Raw genomic sequence first — 21,855 nt, 5'->3', positions numbered from 1 at the left:
GTACCTGCTTTCTCCAAAACGGTTTGATTGTATATGTAACGATGAAGGATATGGGTGTCCGGTTGTGAATATTATCTAATAAACAGCGGGCTAACGCAATGTGACAGGAGTGTTGTGCATGAAGTCTAGAAAAATTGTATTTACCGGCGGGGGTTCTGCGGGTCATGTCACGGTAAATCTGGCTCTGATTCCTTATTACCAGGAACTAGGCTACAGTGTTCATTATATTGGGTCAAGACAAGGGATTGAAGCCGAACTGATTAGTAAGATTGAAGGTGTGAAGTACAAGGGAATTGCGACGGGGAAGCTTCGCCGATATTTCAGCATCGAGAATGCAAAAGATTCCTTGCGTGTACTCAAAGGTGTAAGAGAAGCCTATCAGTATTTGAAAAAAATCAAGCCTGGCGTCGTATTCTCCAAAGGGGGTTTCGTATCCGTACCTGTGGTACTTGCAGCTAGAATACTGCGCATTCCGATTGTCATTCACGAATCGGATCTTACTCCGGGGCTGGCCAACCGAATTGCACTTCCCTGGGCGGATTATGTATGCACTACTTTTCAAGAAGCAGCAGCACAGCTGAGAAGACCAAATGTGGTTCATGTAGGGGCAATGGTGCGGAAGGAGCTGAGAGAAGGCGATCGTCAGCGTGGCAGAAGCCGGCTCGGTTTATGCGATGATAAGCCGGTACTGTTCTTTATGGGGGGGAGCCTAGGCGCCAAGAACTTGAATGATGCACTGTATCGAATTATTCCTGACCTGATTCATGATTATCAAATTATTCATATTTGTGGTAAAGGACAGCACAGGGAAGCTCCTGTAGCAGATGGTTATCATGTATTCGAATATGTACATGATGAGCTGCCTGATCTAATGGCCGCATCCGATTTGGTCATCTCCAGAGCCGGTTCAAATTCCATCTTTGAATTCCTGGCACTTCATAAGCCGATGCTGCTTATCCCACTTTCGGATAAAGTCAGCCGTGGTGATCAGATTATTAACGCCCGGTCATTTGAGGCCTCAGGTTATGCCAGTGTCTTACTTGCTGAGGATTTGAATGCGCCCAATCTCCTGAATGCCATACATGAACTTGATAGAAATAAAGAGAAATACATTCAGAACATGCTTGCTTACCACCCACCTGATGCGATGAAGAATATCATTAAAGTGATTAGGCAGGCAGAAGTGAAATAAAAGCAGGAACCCCACTTTTTTTGACGAATATCCACTCTAACATGATTAATTTTTGACTGATTTCTCTAGAAGAGGGGATGAAAGCCGTGAATAGAGTGCAAAAGAATTCTTTGATTGCTTCATTTCATGAATGGCATGACTGGATTCGCAGATGGAGTATGCAGCAGAATGCGCCTTGGGATCAGCCTATTGCAGAAGGCAAGTGGACTGCGCGTGAAATGGTGTGCCACATGATGAGATGGGACCGGTATTTTTGGGAAGGGGCTATATCGCTGATTGCGTCGGGGGAGAAAGAACAGATTCAGATTCAGCATCTGGACTATGATCTATTTAATGAAGCTGCGCGAGAGTATGCCCGTAAGATATCAATTGAAGAGCTTATGCAGGAAACGCTGAAATATAGAGAGCTGATCATTAGAAACTTATACGGTCTTGTTGATGAGGATTGGGCTTATCAATATCAAGGGCTGGACGGAAATCCCTTTACAATACAGAGTTATGTTGAAGATTTTATATGGCATGATAGGCATCATATGAAGCAGCTTGAAGCTATTGCAGCGGCTTGAGGCATAACATGGTTTGACCACATCGGAGGGATATAAGATTATGATTCTCGAAAGCGCCATGCTATATATTAAAGCAGGATTAGAGAGTGATTTTGAACAGGACTTTGCCAAGGCGTCTACTATTATTTCCAGTATGCCGGGTTATCTCGGTCACGAATTATATAAGTGTATGGAGTCAGATCATCAATATCTCTTGCATGTCAGATGGAACACTTTGGAGGATCATACGATCGGATTCAGGGGGTCGGCTGAATATTTAGATTGGAAGCAGCTGCTTCATCATTATTACGAGCCGTTTCCAGTGGTTGAGCACTTTCAGAGAGTTAATCTTAGCCCAGCATAATATAGTGGATAGGGATTGAGTTGTGTAGATATGATCCGGCTGGCGATGGAACTGTAGTCAGGTAGCCGTCCAGTAGCTGCTGATCGTGAATAATGGACAACGAGCCATTCCAGCATAAGGGATGGCTCGTTTTTTTGTGGAAATAATAAGGATTAATTAAATCCTTCTGCAAGAATGTCCTCAGTCTTGATCAATTGAACAAAACGCCCGCCCAGCATTTGATTATGGTGCTTGATTATATCTGCTGCTGGAAGTACTTTACTATCAAATGTACTATGAGCATCGGAGACCAGCACATTATGATGATAGCCAAGACTATATGCGCACCGTGATGTGGTATCTAGACAGAATTCGGTCTGCATACCGCAAATAACCAGCTTTTGAATATTCAGCTTTTGGAGCTTGGCTAACAACTCCGTTTGATAGAAGGCATCCCAGCTCGATTTTCTGACCACCCATTCATTCGGCTGAGGGGCAATGCTTGGATGGATGTACCAGGTTGGTGTGCCTTCGCTATATTCGTCGTCAGTTTGGCTGGTATGCTGGATGTAGATGACAGGCAGGCCGTCCTCACGGGCTTTCTGTAGAAGACGCTGGATATTGCTCAGTACTTGTTCTCCATTATGCAGTGATAGATCGGGATAGGAGAACATGGCATTTTGGACATCAATGATCATTAAAGCAGTAGACGAAGTCATGTTTTACTCGCTCCTTTGTTATCAATGGATAATCATCCTCCAAGAATATAACAAAGCGAATGGTATGGGAAGAAAAAAAGCCCTCTTCTCTTAATGAGAACAAGGCTCTGTGCACTAGAAATCCGGAATGATGATTTCAACTTCTTTTTTGGCAGCTGAAGAACGCAGCACTCCGTCAATAATCGCCTGATTATATAAGATTTGCTCACCTGGAATGGGGGCGGGCAGCCGTTTCTGGATGGCCTCAGCATAATCAAATACTTTGGCATGGAATAGATTGATCTGGTGATGCTGTATTGGAATCGGGCTCTCTGTGTGATGACCGGCGATATCGTGGTACAAGGTCATGCTGCCTACCCGTCCTTCCCAGCCTCCGCTCCAAGGTCCGCTTCCAGCAGGAGTCACTTTAAGCCCGGCGTCCGTCCCGAGGAACATCGTGGGACCTAGTGTGTCCATGTGCATGGCCCAGGAAATTTTGTAGCTGAGAAGAATATCGCCTTCAAGTCTGACCATTGCTGCTCCAAAATCTTCAACGTTAAAGATGTGGGATTCCGGATGATATTTTGGGTTCGTGCCAAAATAATTGGAGGTATAAGCAGAAACGGTCAGCGGTTTGGGATACCCGAGCGCATGAAGGACCATATCAAGCGAATAGCAGCCAATATCAGCCATAGCTCCTGCTCCGGCCAGATCCTTACGAATGAAGGTACCGCCGGGCATTCCGCGTCTTCTGCCGCCGCCTGCTTCTGCATAATACACTTTACCGAGCTGGCCGTCCTGAATCAGGCTGCGGATGGCTTGCATATTAGGGTCATAACGAGGCTGGAACCCTACGGATAGCATTTTTCCAGTACGCTGTGCGGTCTCTACCATTTCAATGCCTTGATCTAGTGTGACTGACATTGGTTTCTCTACCATCACATGCTTGCCTGCATTCAAAGCATCAATGGTGATGCTATGATGCGAGAAATTAGGTGTGCATATGCTGACTCCGTCAAGATCCAGCTCCAACAGATGCTGATGATTGTCGAAAGCCTTTGCCGTCGGAAGGTTGGTCTGTTCAATGAACAGTGCGGCTTTTCCCGGGATAATGTCTGCCACGGCTACAACTTCAACATAATCAAGCTGTTTATAGGCCTCTGCGTGAGCTCTGGCAATTCCGCCGCTCCCGATAATGCCTATTTTAATTGTACGATTCAAGCATCATTCCTCCTTTAGGCTCCGTGATACGTATATAGGGGCAAAGAATCTGTTGTTAACGTCTAAATGACAATCAATATAGGTTACCACCACGAAACGAATTGAAACCTAATCCTGGATGTTTACGGTAAATTGGTTTTATTATTCTCTGCTTACCTATTTAAAATATTCAGTCAGAACCAAACCTGTATAGCAATTTTTACATATTCTCTTTAATCAAACGGATAGCTATAGTAAAATTTGAACTATTCTTTACAAAAAAATACCGAAAAGAGTGATGGGTTTTCTTCGCAGATTTTTCTCCTACTACAGGCCGTACCGACTTCTGTTTACGATTGATTTTATGTGCGCAGTCATCGCTGGACTAATGGAGCTTGGATTTCCTCTCGCCGTGAATTATGTAGTGGACGAGCTGCTTCCTTCTGGTAATTTTGAGAGCATTATTGTTGCCTGTACAGGCTTGCTTGCAATCTATGTGATTACTGCATTTCTTCATTTTGTAGTTACCTATTGGGGTCACATGCTGGGCATTAATATCGAGACAGATATGAGAAGCCGGATGTTTGATCATCTTCAGAAGCTTGGTTTCAGGTTCTTCGACAACAACAAGACAGGGCACCTTATGTCACGCATAACCAATGATTTGATGGATATCGGAGAGATGGCTCATCATGGACCAGAGGATTTATTTATCGCGGTCATGACCTTAATTGGAGCATTTCTGCTCATGCTCGGCATCAATTGGAAGCTTGCAGTGCTCACCTTTATTATAGTACCGATCGTCATTTTGCTTGCACTGTACTTTAATACCAAGATGACTAAGGCGTTCCGTAAACTGTATGGCAACATTGCCAATTTCAATTCCCGTGTAGAGAATACGATTGGCGGAATTCGTGTTGTACAAGCATTTGCCAATGAAGGATTTGAGAAGCAGCGGTTTGAACTGGATAATCGTGAGTTCAGGCTGACCAAGCTGTTCAGCTACAAGATTATGGCCCAGAATATTACGATCAGTTACATGCTGACTAGAAGCATCAATTTGTTTGTACTGATCTGTGGAACGTGGTTTATTTTACAAGGGGAATTAACTTATGGACAGTTTGCGGCCTTCTTATTGCTGACGAATGTGTTCTTCCGTCCAATCGACAAGATTAATGCGATTATTGAGAGCTATCCTAAAGGCATCGCCGGATTCCAGAGATACATTGAACTGCTGGACACTGAGCCGGATGTTAAGGACAGCAAGGATGCGAGAGAAGCACCGAATTTTGAAGGCAATATCCACTATGAGCAGGTTTCATTTGGCTACGATGACGGCTCCAAGGTGCTCAATAAGATCAATCTTAATATTAAAGCAGGAGAGACCGTGGCTTTTGTAGGTCCATCCGGCGCGGGCAAGACAACAATCTGCAGTCTGCTTCCGAGATTCTATGAGGCAACTGAAGGCAGGATCACCATTGATGGTGTGGATACTTCGAAGGTCACTCTCACTTCTCTGCGCAGACAGATTGGTATCGTTCAACAGGATGTGTTTCTGTTCGCAGGTACGGTCCGGGAGAATATCGCCTATGGCAAGCTCGATGCAAGTGATGAGGAAATATGGAGAGCGGCTAGACTTGCTCAGCTTGCACCAACAATTGAAGCGATGCCGGAAGGAATGGACACCGTGATCGGTGAGAGAGGTGTGAAGTTATCCGGAGGACAGAAACAGCGGATTGCGATTGCACGAATGTTCTTGAAAAATCCGAAGATCCTCATTCTCGACGAAGCAACCTCTGCACTTGATACGGAAACAGAAGCGGCGATACAGCAGTCCCTTGCTGAGCTGTCACAGGGAAGAACAACACTTGTCATTGCCCATCGACTGGCTACGATTAAGAATGCAGACCGAATTATCGTGGTTACGTCGAATGGAATTGAAGAGGAAGGTAGTCACGAGGAGCTGGTAGCGAGAAGAGGTGTATACAGCCGGCTGCACACGGCACAATTCAGTGAGCTTAGCTAGTCAGGATTTTGCATAATTCGGTTTTAGTTAGATGAAGAGGTATAAATCTAGTTGAATCAAACCCTTTCATCTAGCTATTATCGATGGATTGTTGTTTGGGATTTCTGCAACATGCACAAGTATAAAACGAATTGAGTTAGTTAAAATTGAAGAGAAGACGAACAATTTTATAAAAACAAATCAGTTACATAACTCATTAAGAAGGTGAATTTGAAACTGTATACTCTTGATCAAAGCAGCTAAAGGTATTATGAAATTGACTCAATAAAGCCCACTTTTCAAAACAAATGTCTTTATTAATTGAAAGGGCTTTATTTTTTTGTCATCTTCATCACATTTTGATAGAATCAATATTTGCTGATATAGCAGGGGTTTGCAGTGATTCATCTAAAAAATGCATTAATTACCTTTAAAATTGGAAATGCTCTCAGCAGCAATAGTTTATAAAATAAGAGTAGAAAATTACAGCTTAGAAGCATTATTCACAAATTCATCCAGCTGCCTTTCTTGCGGTGGGATCTCTGGAGGAAACAGCGATAGATGTTTTCTTCGGAAAATTGATTTATAATTAGAAATTGAGTTTATTTTTATGAAATTTAAGAAATGATTTTCCGTCCTGGCACAAACCAAATATTTTGACGGAGGGAACGTTAAATGGCTAACGAAGATGGCAATATGCAAAGCCCATGGAAAACATACTACGGACCAAACTTCGGTTACGTACAAGAACAGTTTGAGATTTATAGTGCTGACCCAGAAGCAGTTGATGCTGAGTTCCGCACGCTTTTTAAAGAATGGGGACCGCCCCCGGTGGATATTGGCCCCGTTAACAATCACGGACTTGCTTCACCAGGCACAGGGAGTAGTGCAAGTTCGGGAGTTGCAGATCTACAGCTGTTACAGAAAGCGGTTACAGCGGGCAAATTAGTTCAAAATATCCGAAGATTCGGACATTTGGTTGCTGATATTGATCCGCTCCAGCTGGATGCCAAGACAGAAGAGAGCCTACTTACTCCATCCAAACTGGGGCTTAGCGAGCAAGATCTACGAGCTATTCCTGCTTCAATCATTTGGGAGAATGCAGATTCACAGACCATGACTGGATTAGACGCAATCCAGCGATTGCGTGATATATATACAGGGCCTCTGGCTTATGAGTTCAACCATATTCAGGATGAAGAAGAGCGTAATTGGCTGTATCAGAGTATTGAGTCAGGTACATCGGTTGCTCAGCTGACTTCGGATGAGCGTAAGTCACTCCTAGCCAGACTTGTGGAAGTAGAGCAGTTTGAACAGTTCCTCCACAAGAACTTTGTAGGGCAGAAGTGGTTCTCCATTGAAGGGAACGATATGCTCGTTCCTATGCTTGATGAGATAATAGAGATTATGGCCGAAGCAGGATCAAGTCATATTCTCATGGGTATGGCCCATCGGGGACGTCTGAATGTACTTGCACACGTACTTGGTAAACCATATAGCAAGATCTTCTCGAAATTCCACCAGGCAAACAATAAAGATCTGGTTCCTTCCGAGAGCTCATCTGGCGTTAATTACGGCTGGACGGGAGACGTGAAGTACCATCTTGGTGCAACACGTTATGTGAAGAAGGGTGAGGTCGTTCAAGCCAAGATTACGATGGCTAATAACCCGAGCCATCTTGAATATGTGAATCCCGTGGTGCAAGGCTTTGCGCGTGCAGCTCAGGATGACCGAGGACAGGCGGGTTATCCGAAGCAGGATGTTACTAAGGCAGCTACGATTCTAATGCACGGGGATGCTGCATTCCCGGGAGAAGGTATCGTTGCCGAATCCCTGAACTTGAAATCTCTAAAGGGTTACCAGAATGGCGGTACGATTCATATTATCGTAAATAATCGAATCGGCTTCACGACAAACAGTGATGCATCACGGTCAACGATGTACTCCAGTGACTTGGCCAAAGGATATGAAATTCCGATCATTCATGTAAATGCCGATAACCCTGATGCTTGTATGGCAGCTATACGCCTAGCGAGCGAATATCGCAACAAGTTTAACAAAGACTTCCTAATCGACTTAATCGGATATCGCCGTTATGGGCATAACGAGACAGACGATCCAGAAACAACTCAACCACTCGTGTACAGCAAAGTAAAGAACCATCCAACGGTATGTGAGCTATATGCAGATGTTCTGATTCAGTCGGGAGCTGGGGAGAAGGAGCTTCTGACGAATCTGAGAAATGCGGCTCAGAACCAGTTGAAGCAGGCGTACGATGAAGTGAAGCAAGGAACTGTAAGCCATGAGGAAGTGCATGACAAGGTCGATGCCGGCAGCACTGAGCTGCAAAGACCGGAACGGCTGACGAATGCGCAAACAGCGGTCCCGATCGAGAAGCTGCGCGAGATTAATGCAGAGCTGCTCAAATGGCCGGAAGGCTTCAAGGTATATCCTAAGCTCCAGCGTATTCTGCAGCGACGCCAGAATGCCCTGAACGAAGGTGAGAAAGTGGATTGGAGCTTGGCGGAAACACTCGCTTTTGCTACGATCCTGGCTGATGGCAAGCCAATTCGTATGACGGGGCAGGATTCCCAGCGAGCTACGTTTGCTCATCGAAACCTGGTGCTGCATGATTCCGAGACTGGAGATTCCTATAATGTGCTTCATCGTTTGCCGCAAGCCAAGGCCTCCTTTGCTCTATATAACAGTCCTCTGTCAGAGGAATCTGTAGTAGGCTTTGAGTATGGCTACAACGTTTATGCACCAGAGACGCTGGTGATATGGGAAGCACAATTCGGTGATTTTGCCAACTGTGCCCAAGTATTGTTCGACCAATTCGTATCGTCAGGACGTGCAAAATGGTCTCAGAACTCAAGCCTGGTGATGCTCTTGCCTCACGCAAGTGAAGGCCAGGGACCTGAGCATACGAGCGCAAGACTGGAACGCTTCCTGCAAATGTGCGCAGATGATAACTGGATCGTAGCAAATCTGTCCAGCAGCGCGCAGTACTTCCACCTGCTTCGCCGTCAGGCTGCATTGACGGAGACAGATGATGCTAGACCGCTCGTACTTATGTCGCCGAAGAGTTTGATCCGTAACCCGCGCGTAGCTTCTCCAGCTAAAGAGTTTAGCGAAGGCAGCTTCCAAACGGTGCTCCAAGAGCCGATTCTTGGAGCTGCTCCTGACAAGGTGGAGCGTATCATTCTTTGCAGCGGCAAGATCGCGATCGATCTTGAAGAGGCGATTGACAAGGAAAAAGGTGAGGATTGGTCCTGGCTGCATATCTTGCGTGTGGAACAATTATATCCTTTCCCTGAGCAAGAAATCCGTCGCTTCCTCGCCAGATTCCGTAATGTGAGGGAAATCGTTTGGACGCAGGAAGAACCTAAGAATATGGGAGCTTGGACGTATATGGAACCAAGACTCCGTGAGTTATTGCCTGCAGGTGTTAAGCTTGATTATGCAGGCCGGCCTGAGCGTTCCAGTCCAGCAACCGGCTTCCAACATGTACATGTCGTGGAGCAACAGCAGATTTTGTCCAAAGTATTGAAGCAAAGTTCAAAGAAAAACATTCCACTGGGGAGGTAGCTTGCTGTGAGTGAAATTAAAGTACCGGCTATGGGAGAATCCATCACGGAGGGGACAATATCCAGATGGATCGTTAAAGAAGGGGATACCGTCAATCAAGGAGATGTACTGCTAGAAGTGGAGACGGATAAAGTCAACATTGAAATCAGTGCGGAAGAGAGCGGAGTAATTACAAGCATCCTTCATCAAGAAGGGGATACGGTTCAGATTGGTGAGACAATTGCACAGTTAGAAGCAGGAGCAGGAGCCAAAGAATCAGCTGCGGCTTCTGCACCACCGGCACCAGCACCACAAGCTTCAGAAGCAGCGCCGGCTTCGGCACCAGTGAAGAATGAGCCGGCTCCCAAAGCGGAAGATGAAGGTGCGAATGGCTATACAGCTACACCTTCTGCTCGTAAATTAGCTCGTGAACGCGGAATTGATCTTGACCAAGTACAAGCTCGCGATCCGATCGGACGCATTCATTCCGATGACGTGAAATCTCATGGTTCTGTACCTGCAGCTCCTGCAGCTCCTGCAGCTCCAAGCAAGGCTGCTATTGCTCCTGCTCCAGCAGCAGAAGCAAGCCCTGGGAAACCGGTTGAACGTTCCAAGATGTCCCGTCGACGTGCAACGATCGCCAAACGCCTGGTTGCAGCTCAACAAACAGCGGCGATGCTTACTACATTTAACGAAGTGGATATGACAGCTATCTTGGATGTTCGTAAACGCCGTAAAGACAAATTTAAAGAAAAGCATGATGTCGGCCTCGGCTTTATGTCTTTCTTTACTAAAGCGGTTGTAGGTGCACTCAAACAATTCCCGCTAGTTAATGCTGAGATAGACGGCGATGACATTGTAGTGAAGAAGTTCTATGATATCGGTATTGCAGTATCCGCGAAGGAAGGGCTTGTCGTTCCGGTGGTACGTGATGCAGATCGTCTCAGCTTTGCTGAGATTGAACGGAATATCGGAGAACTGGCTTCCAAAGCACGTAATAACTCGTTGTCTCTCAATGAGCTGCAGGGTGGAACATTTACGATTACGAATGGTGGAATCTTCGGATCATTACTCTCTACACCGATATTGAATTCACCACAGGTTGGTATTCTCGGTATGCACAAAATCCAAGTACGCCCGGTAGCGATTGATGATGAGCGTATGGAAAACAGACCTATGATGTATATCGCGCTGTCTTATGATCATCGAATCATTGATGGAAGTGATGCGGTTCGATTCCTGGTTACGGTCAAAGAATTGCTTGAGGATCCAGAATCCCTCCTGCTAGAAGGATAATGCTAAGTATCTCTTGAATAATTAAGGACAGGCTGCAACATTTGCTGCGCCTGTCTTTTTTATTCTGTGTCGTAATCTAATGAAGTACATATAAGGGGAGGATGGAAATGAACAATGATCTGAGGTATCCTATCGGTTTGGAAGTTGAAGATACACCTAATAACGATAACCGCAGGATTTGGATGGACAATATTAAGAAGCATCCAGCGAGACTTCAAGATGCGGTTGCAGATTTATCTAATGAACAGCTCGCTACCCCATATCGACCTGAAGGTTGGACGATTAACCAAGTTGTTCATCATGTTGCTGACAGTCATATGAACAGCTTTATTCGTTTCAAGCTTGCGCTTACCGAGAATGAGCCCGCTATTAGACCCTATGAAGAGACCTTATGGGCAGAGACAACAGATGTGTCGGATGTGCCTATAAGCGCTTCATTATCGATTATAGAGGGTCTCCATTCGCGTTGGACCGCTCTGCTTGAGTCCATGAGTCCGGAACAATACGATCGCACCTTCTATCATCCTGGATTACAGAAGTCGCTGACCCTTGGGGAATGTTTGAGACTGTACTCATGGCACAGCCTTCATCATACGGCACATATTACATCGCTGCGAGAACGTATGAATTGGTAACGAAGAATGGCCTTTCTTGTCCAATGCAACAGTTCGATGGCATTGAACAAGAAAGGCTTTTTTAATACACGAGATTACTCGGGCTTTTAGTTCCATAGATGAATCGGCTTCAATTGTGGTATATCTTCAGCCAGATGATTATCCGTTTCCAAGGATACAGGAGTTCTGACTCACTGCTACACATGCTGTTCCAACCAATCCACAATATGATGCTGCACTTCCTTACGGTTCACTTCGTGGAGCATCTCGTGTCTTCCGTCAGGATAGAGCCGATATTGTAGATCGGCAAATTGCAATTTCCGATAAGTCTTAACCAGACTCATGACCCCTTTACCATACATGCCCACCGGATCCCGCTGACCCGAGAAGATATAGACAGGCTTATCCTTGGGGATCTTGCTCATATGTTTGGGCAGATGGATCTCCATTAACAGATCAAAGAAGCACCGGAAAAAACGGGTGGTGCATATGGCCCCGCACATCGGATCCTCAACGAATTTTCTAACTTCGTCTTTATCATTAGACAACCAGTCAAAGGGAGTGGCGGCAGGGCGAAAGGCACGATTGTATCCGCCGAAGATAATTGCATTCAAGAGGAGGCTGCGATGCTCTTGTCCCTGTAAGCCTGCTTGCAGTGCAGCCAGCCTTTGACCGAATTTGAGAAGTCTTCTTTTGCCATTCGTTCCGGAGAGGATATAGCCATCAAACAGATCAGGATGTGCATACATCAACTTCTGAGTAATAAAGGAACCCATGCTGTGTCCTAACAGAAATAGCGGTAATTCAGAATGTTCTTTGCGTATATGTTCTCCGAGCTCCGCTACATCCTTCACCATCCAATTGCACACATCCGGACCACCGTCGCCCAGCATGCCTTGTGCCATGCCGGTTAGACCGTGGCCGCGATGATCGTTACCATAGACGATAAATCCATGGTCCGTCAATGTACTGGCCAGCTCTTCATAACGCTTCGCTGTTTCACACATACCGTGAGCAATTTGTACGATCCCTTTGACCGGTATATGATCTTCCGGAGTCCAGCGATATACAAAGATATTGACTTCGTCACTATCCTGTAATTGAAACATGTACTCCTGCATGACTGAGTCGCCCTCCTTGATGTCTGGCTTGTGCTAGCCATAATTTACGGGAGATAAGAGCGAAGCACCGTAGCTTCACCAGACAATTGGTAGCTCCCAAGGCTGGATGGAATCAGGTAACATTGACCCGCTGTAAGGGCAAGGCTTGCTCCACCATCCCATACAAGACGGCCTGTTCCGTCACATACGACGAGTATAGTAAAGCTGTCCTCGGTCGTATTCAGCTCCCATGTACCGGAGACAATGCCTTTCTCAACCACAAAATAAGGACATGTTGCTAGAGTGAGCCACTCTCCTGGAACGGCGTGATCCGTCTTCATGGATGTTGCACCTGTAGATTCAAACTTCGTTACATTCAGTGAATCTTCAATATGTAGTTCCCGTGCTTTGCCGTCGAGTCCTGGTCGATTGTAATCAAATATACGGTACGTTGTGTCCGAATTCTGCTGAATTTCTGCGACAACAACTCCAGCGCATAGAGCATGGACTGTACCTGCAGGTATAAAGAAGGAATCTCCCGCCTCGACAGATACTTCTTGCAAGGTATCCATTACCGTACCGTTATTCAGGGCAGTGCGTAGCTGCTCGTAGGTTACTTGTTCTTTGAGCCCGTAAATGATCTTGGCACCAGGTTTAGCATCAAGTACGTACCACATTTCCGTCTTTCCAAGCTCTCCCTCCGGCAGTCCTTTATAATCATCAGTTGGATGCACTTGTACGGACAGATCATCATTACAGTCGAGCAGTTTAATGAGCAGCGGGAATCGGCCGCCTTTTTCGGAAACACCTTTTGTACCTAACCATGATTCACCATATTGCACTCGAATCTCATCAAGTCCTGTTCCAGCAAGCTCGCCATTCATGACTTTGGTTGTTCCATTCGGATGGTCGGCGATCATCCAGCCTTCGCCAATATGACCCTCGGGAAGAGACAAACCGAATTGCTCAAGAGCGCGTCCTCCCCAGACTCTCTCTTTAAATTCAGGTTCAAATTGCAATGGATATGGTGCTGTCATACTGTCCTCTCCTTAACATATGAAGTTTATAGTGATTTTACCCGGCAACCTTGAGATTACTTTTTCTCAATGGCAATAAGATAAGGAGATGTTTCTCGCTGCAGCTGTCTATAAATGACCGCCTGTCCAACGTCTGTAGGCAATTGAGCAGCCCACTTAGAGACACTGGACGCTTCTTCATCTCCACCTTTGTGTCCTGGGTAAAGAACTACTGTGAGTATACCTTTGGGTCTGAGAAGTTCCAGAGCAGCTGTCAAAGCCGTGATTGTGCTTGATGTTTCAGTTATTACGCTATGATCGGCATGTTCTACAGGAAGATAGCCCAAATTGAACATCACGGCACCAATCTGACCATGCTTATCTGTCGGGATCATCTCTTTCATATCGGCATGGCTGCGACAGAAGAGGGAGACGGCAGCGAGTTTATCCTTGTTCGCTGCACTGTTCAGCTTGCTAGAAGACAAGCGGATTGCCTCATCTTGAATATCGAATCCATAGACATGGCCTTTTGCGCCCACTGTCTGAGCCAGGAACAGCGTATCTGATCCTGTCCCTAATGTTGCATCTATTGCATAATCCCCGGAACGCAGTCTTGCAGCGATCCACTGATGGGCACAGCTTAGTACCGAAATAAAACCCATATTAAGCTTTCCTCCAATATTTACCCTGCCATGTATCACGTGCGCGGAGCTCGGCATCGATTCCGTTTAATACTTCCCATTTCTTCATCGACCACTGGGGTCCAATCAGCAGATTTCTAGGGGCATCACCGGTTAACCGGTGTACAATCATTTCCGGCGGTAAAATCTCTAGGGAATCCACGATCAGCTTAATGTACTCATCCTGTCCCAGGAACCGAAGCAGACCCGCCTCGTACTGCTTAACCATAGGTGTCTTCTTCATGAGATGAAGCAGATGGATCTTGATGCCCTGAACGTCCATATGGGACACAGCGCGTGTCGTCTCAAGCATCATTTCATGTGTCTCTTGAGGGAGTCCGTGAATGATATGGGTGCATACCCGAATGTTTCGTTTTCTCAGCTTCTCCACCGCATCCTCATAACACTTCGTATCATGAGCACGGTTAATGAGCCGAGATGTGGATTCATGAATGGTTTGAAGTCCCATCTCAACCCACAAATAAGTGCGCTCATTAAGCTCAGCCAGATAGTCCACAACATCGTCCGGCAGACAATCCGGTCGTGTCGCAATGGATAACCCAACGACTCCGGGCTGCTGGAGAATCACTTCATAATATTCGCGAAGCAGCTCAACCGGCGCATAAGTATTGGTATAAGCTTGGAAATATCCGATATACTGGGCGTTTGGCCATTTTTGATGCTGACGGTCTCTAATCGTATTGAATTGGGTAATTAAATCATCGCGTCTCGCACCGGCAAAGTCACCTGAACCGCGCGCGCTGCAGAAGGTACAACCGCCTTTGGCAATGGAGCCGTCCCGATTGGGACAGGTAAATCCAGCATCCAGCATGACTTTAAATACTTTATTATCAAACTGCTTATGCATCTCATGATTCCAAGTGTGAAATCGCTTCTCTCCCCATAGCAGCGGAGGAGTTGAAACAGGCATATTCATAAGGAAACTCCTTTGTTGATTCATTAAACTAAATAAAGGTGAATGAAAAGAAAGGGATATTTAAATCCCTTTTTTCACATTTTCTATTGTAACAAAAAGCGCCGATAAATGGGAATTCTCCTTTAGAGAAACCAGAAATACTTCAATAAAAAGGGCATAAAAAGATAGCGCTTACCTCTTGCAAAACATTACACAGTTATGTTATATTTTAGCTGAGGTCAGACCTTGAAAAACACACTATTTTTTCGCAGAATTCATACATTTTTTTCGTCTCGGCCATACTATTCGTGAGGTGATTAACATGAATTCAAGTCTAAAATCAGGTGGGCATAAAATCTCTGTTGAGCTTACTGCAGATGAAGCATTGGCACTAACTGGCGTTAAATTTAATGGAAATCCTCAGTTAGAAGCTATTGCTAAGAAAAAAATAAGAAAGGCTTTTGAAAAGACATTTGATTTTTCCACCCAAGATAAGGTAGACTATGAACTGTTAAAGTAGTTGGACCCCAATTCCAAATATATTTGAAGAAGGGATCGTGCTGTACACTCTAAGTGCAGCGAACGATTCCTTTTTCTTTTGAATTGGTCCTCATTTCGATCGTATTTAAAGACTTTACATTTGAACGATAATTAGGCACAATTAATGCCGGAACATTTTACTGAAAAATCGGAGGAGAGACATGCGTTTACGCGGCAGAAAAGGGATTCGCGAAAATCTGGAAAGTCAAACGGATCTGGTTATATTAAATCCAGAAGAATATAAAGGCAAATGGGCTGACTTGTTTGGTAACGGGAAGCCGATTCATGTAGAGTTCGGCATGGGAAAAGGTCAGTTCATCAGCCAGATGAGTTACCGCAATCAAGATGTAAATTATATCGGTATTGATATGTATGATGAGCTCGTTCGTCGTGCCAGCGATAAGGCAAGAATAGCTTGGGCAGAGGAAGAGCTTGAGACGCCGCCTAATTTGAAGCTGGCTCTTGCCAACATTGAGAACATCCTGGATGTGTTTGAGCAGGGGGAAGTGGAGAGAATCTATCTTAACTTCAGCGACCCATGGCCAAAATCCAAGCATGCTCGGAGACGTCTGACGCATCCTCGCTTCTTGGACAAGTATAAGGAAGTACTGAACAGCCGGGGTCAAATCCATTTCAAAACAGACTCAGAGACCTTGTTCGAGTTCTCGATCAATTCGTTTGCGGATTATGGTCTGCAAATGACGAACATCTCTTTGAACTTGCATCGGGATGGTCTAAATGAGGAGCATGTAATGACGGAGTATGAGCAGAAGTTCATGGGTAAAGGCATGAATATTCACCGTGTCGAGGTCTTGATTGGTGAGGATGCTCTTAAGAAATATAATGAGATTCGTCTTAAAAAATATCGTTATCAGGAATCCACTTCATAAATTATGAAGTTGAACCACTCCTTAACACCTTTTCTTCAATTAAGAGAAGGTGTTTTTTGTATCAGCTGAGGTATACGGACTGGAAAATGAAAGCCTGACGGTATGATTTCCGGCTTGTCCTCATAAATATAAAAAAGGGTGCCTCATGTAGGCACCCTTTCTGATTCAACCAGTTCAATAATGCTTCTAGCACTCTGCATGGGATGGAACTTTTCGATCTCTCGGATATGTTTTCTTCGCTTTTGAACGATATCAGCATAATTATTCAGAAGCTTGTTCATCCATTTTTCAACCACGTTAAGCGAACTTATGGGTTCTCCAAGTCCTAGACCCGTGAAATATTGACAATTTTCTTGTTCTTGGCCTGGAAGGGGATTATGAAACAGCATCGGGATACCTTTGGCCAGACCCTCTGAGCAGGTCATACCTCCCGGTTTGGTCACAAGAAGGTCCGATACTTCCATTAGTTTGTCAACCTCTCGTGTGAAGCCCATCACGTGAATATTTGGCTGCTGATAAATGGGGTTGCGTTCCATGGCAATTCGGGATTTTTCATTGTTTCCCAGAACATAAATAAATTGAATATCTTTATGCCACTTGGCTAAGTATTCGTTGACAATTTCATCCGTCATCAGCCCCCAGCCCCCGCCCATAACGAGGACGGTTGGCATGGGTTTCAGATTGAACTTCATTCTAATCTCATCATGGCTAGGATGTTCCCAGAAATTAGGGTGAACCGGAATCCCAGTTACTTGAATCTTCTCGATGGCAACACCCCGCTGGGTTAGCTTATCCAACACATCAGAAGTTGAGACCAAATAACGATTCACCTCGGGACTGATCCAGGTTCCGTGAACATCATAATCTGTAATGACCGTACATAATGGAACCTGTAATCCCAGTCTCTTCAATCTGGCAATGACCGCACTCGGAATGGGATGAGTACAAACGATGATATCCGGTTTTAACTGTCTTATGATGCTTCGAGTATGTGTATAGAACAGCCTGTGCAGAGCAAGAGTCGTGAAGCGGTTGATCGGTTTCTTGTACTGACTCTTATACATTAGTGCTACTAGTCTGGGTTGATTGGTTACGGTTTTTTTGTATGCATTTATGATCAGTGGAGCAACATGGGGATTAAGAAAACTCCCAAGTTCAAGCACTTTCGTCTGCACATCAGATGAGAGTTTCCTTAAACTGCTCGAGAGTGCGTATGCGGCTTGAGTATGTCCAGCTCCGAATCCTTCAGATAATAACAACACTCTTTTTTTGCTCACTCTCTGTTCACCTGTTCCTTGCTCTGATTTCTGTCATTCAAAGATACTCTAGGTTAGGGCCACAATGCAACCGTGCCGAATGCGACTGAAGTACCAATAAGTGCCCCGGCTAGGACATCAGAAGGATAATGGAGCCCCAAGTAAATTCGGGAAAAACCGACGATGCAAGCGACAGGAAGCAACAATATGGTCACTTCAGGAAACGTAAACATAAAAGGCATCGTTACTGAAAAAATTGCGGTAGTATGACCTGATGGAAATGAATGATCGGATAACGGATTGCGGAACGTATTGGTTTCTGGTATGGCTAAATAGGGTCTGATTCTCGGATACAGCTTCTTCGCTGCTGCAACTGGAATATGACTTATAGCCAGTGCGGTGAAGGCCATGTAACCGGCTTGTCCCAAGGGTTCCGGTGCGATAAAGCCAACCAATAGAGAAGCAGTGATCGTAAAGGTGGCTCCACCGAGATGAGTTAGATAATAAAGCCAGAAATTGAGAAATCGATTATGAAGGCGTCCGTTAATCCATATGAAAATTTTTTGCTCCATCGCCTGAAGTCGTACGAAAAGACGGTCCATTATAAGTCCCCCTGCTTGATGTACTGTCCACATAGGAGTCAGCAGGTTGTTGGTGATTTACCGACATGCCCCGTGTAAACCTAAGTTTATCATATTTTTTAATCATGTCCTTATCAAGAATAACCCATGTGTATTATACAAAAAAACGGGAGTTTTGACTTTGAGGTTCAAAAAAATATAAAATGATTCAAGCTGCTTGAGATGGTTTAAAAAAAATTGAGTTATAAAAACTCAAACTTTTTTGTTCTTTGATCCGTTTAAGATTTAGAAGATTGTCCTCTTTATGGAATTTCAATGTGTGCTTCATAAAAACAGAAGAAATAAAGAGAGCATCCAAATAAAAAACGTGAAAATGGATGAAAATAAGAACAAACCGCTGTGAAAGAAAGACCTACCGTAGTTTCTGTCAGGTTTCAGTCCAAAAGAACGTTTTCTTCGCTCGAAGATGACTTATGGCGATTTTGACAAAATCAAAGAAAGCATACAAAATCGAGTAGGCAGTAAAGAATAAGTGGCAAAGATAAAAAACGAAACAAAAAAGGGTCATGAAATTAAAAAAAGATGTGTGTTAAAAAAAGAGATGCTCACATTTAAAGAGGGGGTAGCAGAGAACAAATGTTTAATGCGATATTTGTAACGTTTCAAGTGATCTTGGCGTTCCTAGCTGTGTATCAGTTTGGTTTTTCTCTGTTCGGCTTGATTAAAAAGAAAAAGAAACAACAGTTTCCGCCGAACAAGTCTTTTGCTGTATTGGTTGCTGCTCACAATGAGGCAGAAGTCATTGGAGCATTGCTGGAAAATTTGAAGAAACTGGATTATCCCAAAGAACTGTACGACGTGTTCGTTATTTGTGATAATTGTACAGATAATACGGCCGAGATCGTTCGGGCACACGGTATGAATGCATGTATCAGAACGAATGCCGATCAGCGCGGTAAAGGTTATGCTATTGAATGGATGCTTAAAGAGCTCTGGAGCATGCCTAAGCAGTATGATGCGGTGGTCATGTTTGATGCCGACAATTTGGCTGCGAAGAACTTCCTTCAGGAAATGAACAATGACCTGAACAGAGGAGCTAGGGTTATTCAAGGCTATATCGATACTAAGAATCCTGAAGATTCCTGGATCACAGCAGCTTACGGAATTTCCTATTGGTATATTAACCGTTTGTGGCAGCTGTCCCGTCATAATCTCAATATGGCGAATTTCCTTGGCGGTACAGGGATGTGTTTTGAGAGCAAGCTGCTTAGAGATATGGGCTGGGGAGCCACGTCTCTAGTTGAGGATCTGGAGTTTACAATGCGTGCTGTAGATCGTGATGTATATCCTGTATTCAACTATGATGCTAAGGTATTCGATGAGAAGCCTTTATCATTTAAAGCTTCGGCAAGACAACGTCTTCGCTGGATGCAGGGGCACTTTACGGTAGCCAGAAGATACTTCTTCCCATTGATCTGGAAAAGTATCAAGCAAGGCAGCTTGGTCAAATTTGACCTCGCGGTATACAGTGCTAACGTGTATGTAGTTCTGCTGACCTTTATCATGACAGCAATCAGCTTCGTGGATATTATCTTGTTCAATGGACCGAACATTACTAATATTTATGGTTATCTGCCGATATGGGTTGGATTCCTTGCTATTGCGGCGAACGTAGTTACGTTTCTGTTGTCTCTGGCTCTGGAGAAGGTGCGCTTCAAGAAAGTGTACATTTCACTTATCTTGTTCCCGATCTATTTGTTATCGTGGTATCCGATTACGCTGTATGCCTTCTTCACGCAAAACAACAAGCAATGGAGCCACACGAAGCATACCCGTGTCGTTCGATTGGAAGAGGTTCAAAGCAAGCAAGGATAAATATTTAATTAAGTGTTGACAAAGCTATTGTGAACATGTATTATTATTTAGGTGATTGTTTTGGAATATGGATTCAAAAGTAGAAGGTCCGACTTCTCACCTGATCGGCATTAAGCTGACTGGTAACGATCCAATGATTTATGAATGAATTTCATGAAGAATTGTTGATTGTTCAGGGATGTCGGTAGATTGCCGGCATCCCTTTATTTTTTATCTGTATAGGGATTATCGATAACGATCTGGAGGTGGACAGTTATTAGTAAAGAACACATGATTAATGATGAAATTCGGGTGAAGGAAGTTCGTTTGGTCGGAGCTGAAGGAGAGCAGATCGGCATTAAGCCTATTCGCGAAGCATTGCAGATGGCTGCAGATCTTAATCTGGACCTGGTTAATGTGGCGCCGCAGGCTAAACCGCCAGTGTGCCGTATCATGGATTACGGTAAGTTCCGTTACGAACAGCAGAAGAAAGAAAAAGAAGCACGTAAGAATCAAAAGATTGTGGACATCAAGGAAGTTTGGTTCCGTTCCAACATCGAGGAACATGATTACCAAACAAAACTTCGCAATGTCGTCAAGTTCCTGAAGGAAGGCGACAAAGTGAAGTGTTCCGTCCGCTTCCGCGGACGCGAGATCGCCCATGCGGATATCGGTCAAAAGATTTTGGAACGCGTGAAAGTGGAAGTTGCTGAACTCAGCACTATCGAACGTCAACCTAAACTTGAGGGCCGGAGCATGATTATGATTTTGGCTCCTAAAGCCTGAGCCAGATAAACTTGGAGGAGGAAATACACAATGCCTAAAATGAAAACTCACAGCAGCCTGAAGGGTCGTTTCAAAGTTACTGGTACTGGTAAAGTGAAACGTTACAAAGCATACAGAAACCACTTGCTTTCCCACAAATCGAAGCGCGCGAAGCGCGTTCTTGCAGGCAGCCCGGTTATGGCACCTGGTGACGTTAAGCGTCTGAAACAAGGTTTGGCTAACCTGAAATAGTCCACTGATTACTAACATATATTTTCTGGGAGGTCTTTGATATGGCAAGAGTAAAAGGCGGATTCGTTGTTCGTCGTCGTCATAAAAAAGTATTGAAACTTGCTAAAGGTTATTTCGGTTCTAAACACCGTATTTTTAAAACAGCTAACGAACAAGTTATGAAATCCATGGTATATGCATACCGTGATCGTCGTCAGACAAAACGTAACTTCCGCAAATTGTGGATCGTTCGTATTAACGCAGCAGCTCGCATGAACGGATTGTCTTACAACAAATTCATGCACGGATTGAAACTCGCTGGAGTTGACATGAACCGTAAAATGCTTGCTGATCTTGCAGTAAACGATATTAATGCATTCAACTCTTTGGCAGTTGTAGCTAAGGAAAAAATTAATGCTTAATTTCTTCAAGTGATAAGAGCCGCCGCATAGGCGGCTTTTTTATGGGGACTAAGTAAAAGTGCATGTCTTGGTGGGTCTCTAGGCTTAATTAAGGATAGTCGAATTAGAGTTACATATTACAAATAATACAAATGAAAAGTTTTA

Annotated in this window: 21 protein-coding genes; 13 read left to right on the top strand and 8 right to left on the bottom strand. The window is 44.5% G+C overall.

What is annotated here, in order from left to right; all coding sequences use genetic code 11:
• Window positions 1–118 precede the first annotated feature (118 nt).
• The 3 genes from ACFQ3J_RS12460 to ACFQ3J_RS12450 all read left to right on the top strand — a co-directional run bounded on the left by ACFQ3J_RS12460 (window position 119) and on the right by ACFQ3J_RS12450 (window position 2,101).
• Window positions 119–1,192 (top strand): undecaprenyldiphospho-muramoylpentapeptide beta-N-acetylglucosaminyltransferase, encoded by a 1,074-nt coding sequence (locus ACFQ3J_RS12460; protein ID WP_251581907.1) that lies wholly within the window; start codon window positions 119–121, stop codon window positions 1,190–1,192.
• 86 nt (window positions 1,193–1,278) lie between these two features.
• Window positions 1,279–1,758 (top strand): DinB family protein, encoded by a 480-nt coding sequence (locus ACFQ3J_RS12455; protein WP_170862347.1) that lies wholly within the window; start codon window positions 1,279–1,281, stop codon window positions 1,756–1,758.
• Window positions 1,759–1,798: 40 nt separating this feature from the next.
• Entirely contained in the window at window positions 1,799–2,101 is a 303-nt protein-coding gene (locus ACFQ3J_RS12450; RefSeq protein WP_091154283.1) for an antibiotic biosynthesis monooxygenase family protein, read from the top strand.
• Between the two features lie 152 nt (window positions 2,102–2,253).
• On the opposite strand, the gene ACFQ3J_RS12445 is transcribed toward ACFQ3J_RS12450, so the two are convergent.
• Both ACFQ3J_RS12445 and ACFQ3J_RS12440 read right to left on the bottom strand, forming a co-directional pair.
• Window positions 2,254–2,799 (bottom strand): cysteine hydrolase family protein, encoded by a 546-nt coding sequence (locus tag ACFQ3J_RS12445; protein ID WP_251581905.1) that lies wholly within the window; start codon window positions 2,797–2,799, stop codon window positions 2,254–2,256.
• Window positions 2,800–2,913: 114 nt separating this feature from the next.
• Window positions 2,914–3,999: a Gfo/Idh/MocA family protein gene (locus tag ACFQ3J_RS12440; protein WP_091154287.1), complete on the bottom strand. Its 1,086-nt coding sequence runs from the start codon at window positions 3,997–3,999 to the stop codon at window positions 2,914–2,916.
• Window positions 4,000–4,276: 277 nt separating this feature from the next.
• On the opposite strand from ACFQ3J_RS12440, the gene ACFQ3J_RS12435 reads away from it, so the two are divergent.
• The 4 genes from ACFQ3J_RS12435 to ACFQ3J_RS12420 all read left to right on the top strand — a co-directional run bounded on the left by ACFQ3J_RS12435 (window position 4,277) and on the right by ACFQ3J_RS12420 (window position 11,481).
• Complete coding sequence (locus ACFQ3J_RS12435; protein ID WP_251581903.1) at window positions 4,277–6,004, top strand: ABC transporter ATP-binding protein; 1,728 nt, start codon at window positions 4,277–4,279, stop codon at window positions 6,002–6,004.
• Window positions 6,005–6,658: 654 nt separating this feature from the next.
• Complete coding sequence (locus ACFQ3J_RS12430; protein WP_251581901.1) at window positions 6,659–9,571, top strand: 2-oxoglutarate dehydrogenase E1 component; 2,913 nt, start codon at window positions 6,659–6,661, stop codon at window positions 9,569–9,571.
• A 6-nt stretch (window positions 9,572–9,577) separates the two neighbouring features.
• Window positions 9,578–10,846 carry a 2-oxoglutarate dehydrogenase complex dihydrolipoyllysine-residue succinyltransferase gene (gene odhB / locus ACFQ3J_RS12425; RefSeq protein ID WP_251581900.1) on the top strand — a complete coding sequence of 423 codons (1,269 nt, stop codon included), beginning with the start codon at window positions 9,578–9,580 and terminating at the stop codon, window positions 10,844–10,846.
• A 107-nt stretch (window positions 10,847–10,953) separates the two neighbouring features.
• Entirely contained in the window at window positions 10,954–11,481 is a 528-nt protein-coding gene (locus ACFQ3J_RS12420; RefSeq protein ID WP_251581899.1) for a YfiT family bacillithiol transferase, read from the top strand.
• 176 nt (window positions 11,482–11,657) lie between these two features.
• On the opposite strand, the gene ACFQ3J_RS12415 is transcribed toward ACFQ3J_RS12420, so the two are convergent.
• Genes ACFQ3J_RS12415 through ACFQ3J_RS12400 form a run of 4 tightly spaced genes read right to left on the bottom strand, consistent with a single transcriptional unit; the run spans window position 11,658 to window position 15,193 of the window.
• Window positions 11,658–12,581: an alpha/beta fold hydrolase gene (locus ACFQ3J_RS12415; RefSeq protein ID WP_251581898.1), complete on the bottom strand. Its 924-nt coding sequence runs from the start codon at window positions 12,579–12,581 to the stop codon at window positions 11,658–11,660.
• 44 nt (window positions 12,582–12,625) lie between these two features.
• Complete coding sequence (locus ACFQ3J_RS12410) at window positions 12,626–13,597, bottom strand: type I phosphomannose isomerase catalytic subunit (RefSeq protein ID WP_251581897.1); 972 nt, start codon at window positions 13,595–13,597, stop codon at window positions 12,626–12,628.
• Between the two features lie 56 nt (window positions 13,598–13,653).
• Window positions 13,654–14,238, bottom strand: a complete 585-nt coding sequence (locus ACFQ3J_RS12405; protein WP_091154302.1) for a tRNA (mnm(5)s(2)U34)-methyltransferase — start codon at window positions 14,236–14,238, stop codon at window positions 13,654–13,656.
• Window position 14,239: 1 nt separating this feature from the next.
• The gene (locus tag ACFQ3J_RS12400) at window positions 14,240–15,193 is read right to left on the bottom strand and encodes a TIGR01212 family radical SAM protein (protein ID WP_251581896.1); all 954 of its coding nucleotides are present in this window, start codon (window positions 15,191–15,193) and stop codon (window positions 14,240–14,242) included.
• A gap of 301 nt (window positions 15,194–15,494) precedes the next feature.
• On the opposite strand from ACFQ3J_RS12400, the gene ACFQ3J_RS12395 reads away from it, so the two are divergent.
• The gene (locus ACFQ3J_RS12395) at window positions 15,495–15,692 is read left to right on the top strand and encodes a hypothetical protein (protein ID WP_251581895.1); all 198 of its coding nucleotides are present in this window, start codon (window positions 15,495–15,497) and stop codon (window positions 15,690–15,692) included.
• A 181-nt stretch (window positions 15,693–15,873) separates the two neighbouring features.
• Entirely contained in the window at window positions 15,874–16,602 is a 729-nt protein-coding gene (trmB, locus tag ACFQ3J_RS12390; protein ID WP_091154309.1) for a tRNA (guanosine(46)-N7)-methyltransferase TrmB, read from the top strand.
• Between the two features lie 143 nt (window positions 16,603–16,745).
• Here the strand turns inward: trmB and ACFQ3J_RS12385 are convergent, their stop codons facing one another.
• The gene (locus ACFQ3J_RS12385) at window positions 16,746–17,879 is read right to left on the bottom strand and encodes an MGDG synthase family glycosyltransferase (protein WP_091154311.1); all 1,134 of its coding nucleotides are present in this window, start codon (window positions 17,877–17,879) and stop codon (window positions 16,746–16,748) included.
• Between the two features lie 53 nt (window positions 17,880–17,932).
• Complete coding sequence (locus ACFQ3J_RS12380; protein ID WP_091154313.1) at window positions 17,933–18,460, bottom strand: phosphatase PAP2 family protein; 528 nt, start codon at window positions 18,458–18,460, stop codon at window positions 17,933–17,935.
• Window positions 18,461–19,075: 615 nt separating this feature from the next.
• On the opposite strand from ACFQ3J_RS12380, the gene ACFQ3J_RS12375 reads away from it, so the two are divergent.
• From ACFQ3J_RS12375 to rplT, 4 genes are all read left to right on the top strand, one after another.
• Window positions 19,076–20,314 carry a glycosyltransferase family 2 protein gene (locus ACFQ3J_RS12375; protein ID WP_091154315.1) on the top strand — a complete coding sequence of 413 codons (1,239 nt, stop codon included), beginning with the start codon at window positions 19,076–19,078 and terminating at the stop codon, window positions 20,312–20,314.
• 270 nt (window positions 20,315–20,584) lie between these two features.
• On the top strand, window positions 20,585–21,079 hold the full coding sequence (gene infC, locus ACFQ3J_RS12370) for a translation initiation factor IF-3 (RefSeq protein ID WP_091154317.1): 495 nt from the start codon (window positions 20,585–20,587) through the stop codon (window positions 21,077–21,079).
• A gap of 30 nt (window positions 21,080–21,109) precedes the next feature.
• On the top strand, window positions 21,110–21,310 hold the full coding sequence (gene rpmI / locus ACFQ3J_RS12365; RefSeq protein WP_091154319.1) for a 50S ribosomal protein L35: 201 nt from the start codon (window positions 21,110–21,112) through the stop codon (window positions 21,308–21,310).
• 41 nt (window positions 21,311–21,351) lie between these two features.
• Complete coding sequence (gene rplT / locus ACFQ3J_RS12360; protein ID WP_076311718.1) at window positions 21,352–21,711, top strand: 50S ribosomal protein L20; 360 nt, start codon at window positions 21,352–21,354, stop codon at window positions 21,709–21,711.
• Window positions 21,712–21,855 lie beyond the last annotated feature (144 nt).

It is taken from the genome of Paenibacillus provencensis (assembly GCF_042678545.1).
In the GTDB taxonomy this organism is placed as follows: Bacteria; Bacillota; Bacilli; order Paenibacillales; family Paenibacillaceae; genus Paenibacillus; species Paenibacillus provencensis.
The sequence above is the reverse complement of the archived record's forward strand: the minus strand, read 5'-3'. Positions and strand labels throughout refer to the sequence as shown.

What these genes read in the sequence shown, in the direction of transcription:
- trmB (WP_091154309.1), top strand. Translation starts at nt 15,874, where the DNA reads ATGCGTTTACGCGGCAGAAAAGGGATTCGCGAAAATCTGGAAAGTCAA.
- rpmI (WP_091154319.1), top strand. Translation starts at nt 21,110, where the DNA reads ATGCCTAAAATGAAAACTCACAGCAGCCTGAAGGGTCGTTTCAAAGTT.
- ACFQ3J_RS12445 (WP_251581905.1), bottom strand. Translation starts at nt 2,799, where the DNA reads ATGACTTCGTCTACTGCTTTAATGATCATTGATGTCCAAAATGCCATG.
- rplT (WP_076311718.1), top strand. Translation starts at nt 21,352, where the DNA reads ATGGCAAGAGTAAAAGGCGGATTCGTTGTTCGTCGTCGTCATAAAAAA.
- ACFQ3J_RS12380 (WP_091154313.1), bottom strand. Translation starts at nt 18,460, where the DNA reads ATGGACCGTCTTTTCGTACGACTTCAGGCGATGGAGCAAAAAATTTTC.
- ACFQ3J_RS12410 (WP_251581897.1), bottom strand. Translation starts at nt 13,597, where the DNA reads ATGACAGCACCATATCCATTGCAATTTGAACCTGAATTTAAAGAGAGA.
- ACFQ3J_RS12435 (WP_251581903.1), top strand. Translation starts at nt 4,277, where the DNA reads ATGGGTTTTCTTCGCAGATTTTTCTCCTACTACAGGCCGTACCGACTT.
- ACFQ3J_RS12450 (WP_091154283.1), top strand. Translation starts at nt 1,799, where the DNA reads ATGATTCTCGAAAGCGCCATGCTATATATTAAAGCAGGATTAGAGAGT.
- ACFQ3J_RS12420 (WP_251581899.1), top strand. Translation starts at nt 10,954, where the DNA reads ATGAACAATGATCTGAGGTATCCTATCGGTTTGGAAGTTGAAGATACA.
- ACFQ3J_RS12460 (WP_251581907.1), top strand. Translation starts at nt 119, where the DNA reads ATGAAGTCTAGAAAAATTGTATTTACCGGCGGGGGTTCTGCGGGTCAT.
- ACFQ3J_RS12395 (WP_251581895.1), top strand. Translation starts at nt 15,495, where the DNA reads ATGAATTCAAGTCTAAAATCAGGTGGGCATAAAATCTCTGTTGAGCTT.
- ACFQ3J_RS12375 (WP_091154315.1), top strand. Translation starts at nt 19,076, where the DNA reads ATGTTTAATGCGATATTTGTAACGTTTCAAGTGATCTTGGCGTTCCTA.
- infC (WP_091154317.1), top strand. Translation starts at nt 20,585, where the DNA reads ATGATTAATGATGAAATTCGGGTGAAGGAAGTTCGTTTGGTCGGAGCT.
- ACFQ3J_RS12430 (WP_251581901.1), top strand. Translation starts at nt 6,659, where the DNA reads ATGGCTAACGAAGATGGCAATATGCAAAGCCCATGGAAAACATACTAC.
- ACFQ3J_RS12415 (WP_251581898.1), bottom strand. Translation starts at nt 12,581, where the DNA reads ATGCAGGAGTACATGTTTCAATTACAGGATAGTGACGAAGTCAATATC.
- ACFQ3J_RS12405 (WP_091154302.1), bottom strand. Translation starts at nt 14,238, where the DNA reads ATGGGTTTTATTTCGGTACTAAGCTGTGCCCATCAGTGGATCGCTGCA.
- ACFQ3J_RS12400 (WP_251581896.1), bottom strand. Translation starts at nt 15,193, where the DNA reads ATGAATATGCCTGTTTCAACTCCTCCGCTGCTATGGGGAGAGAAGCGA.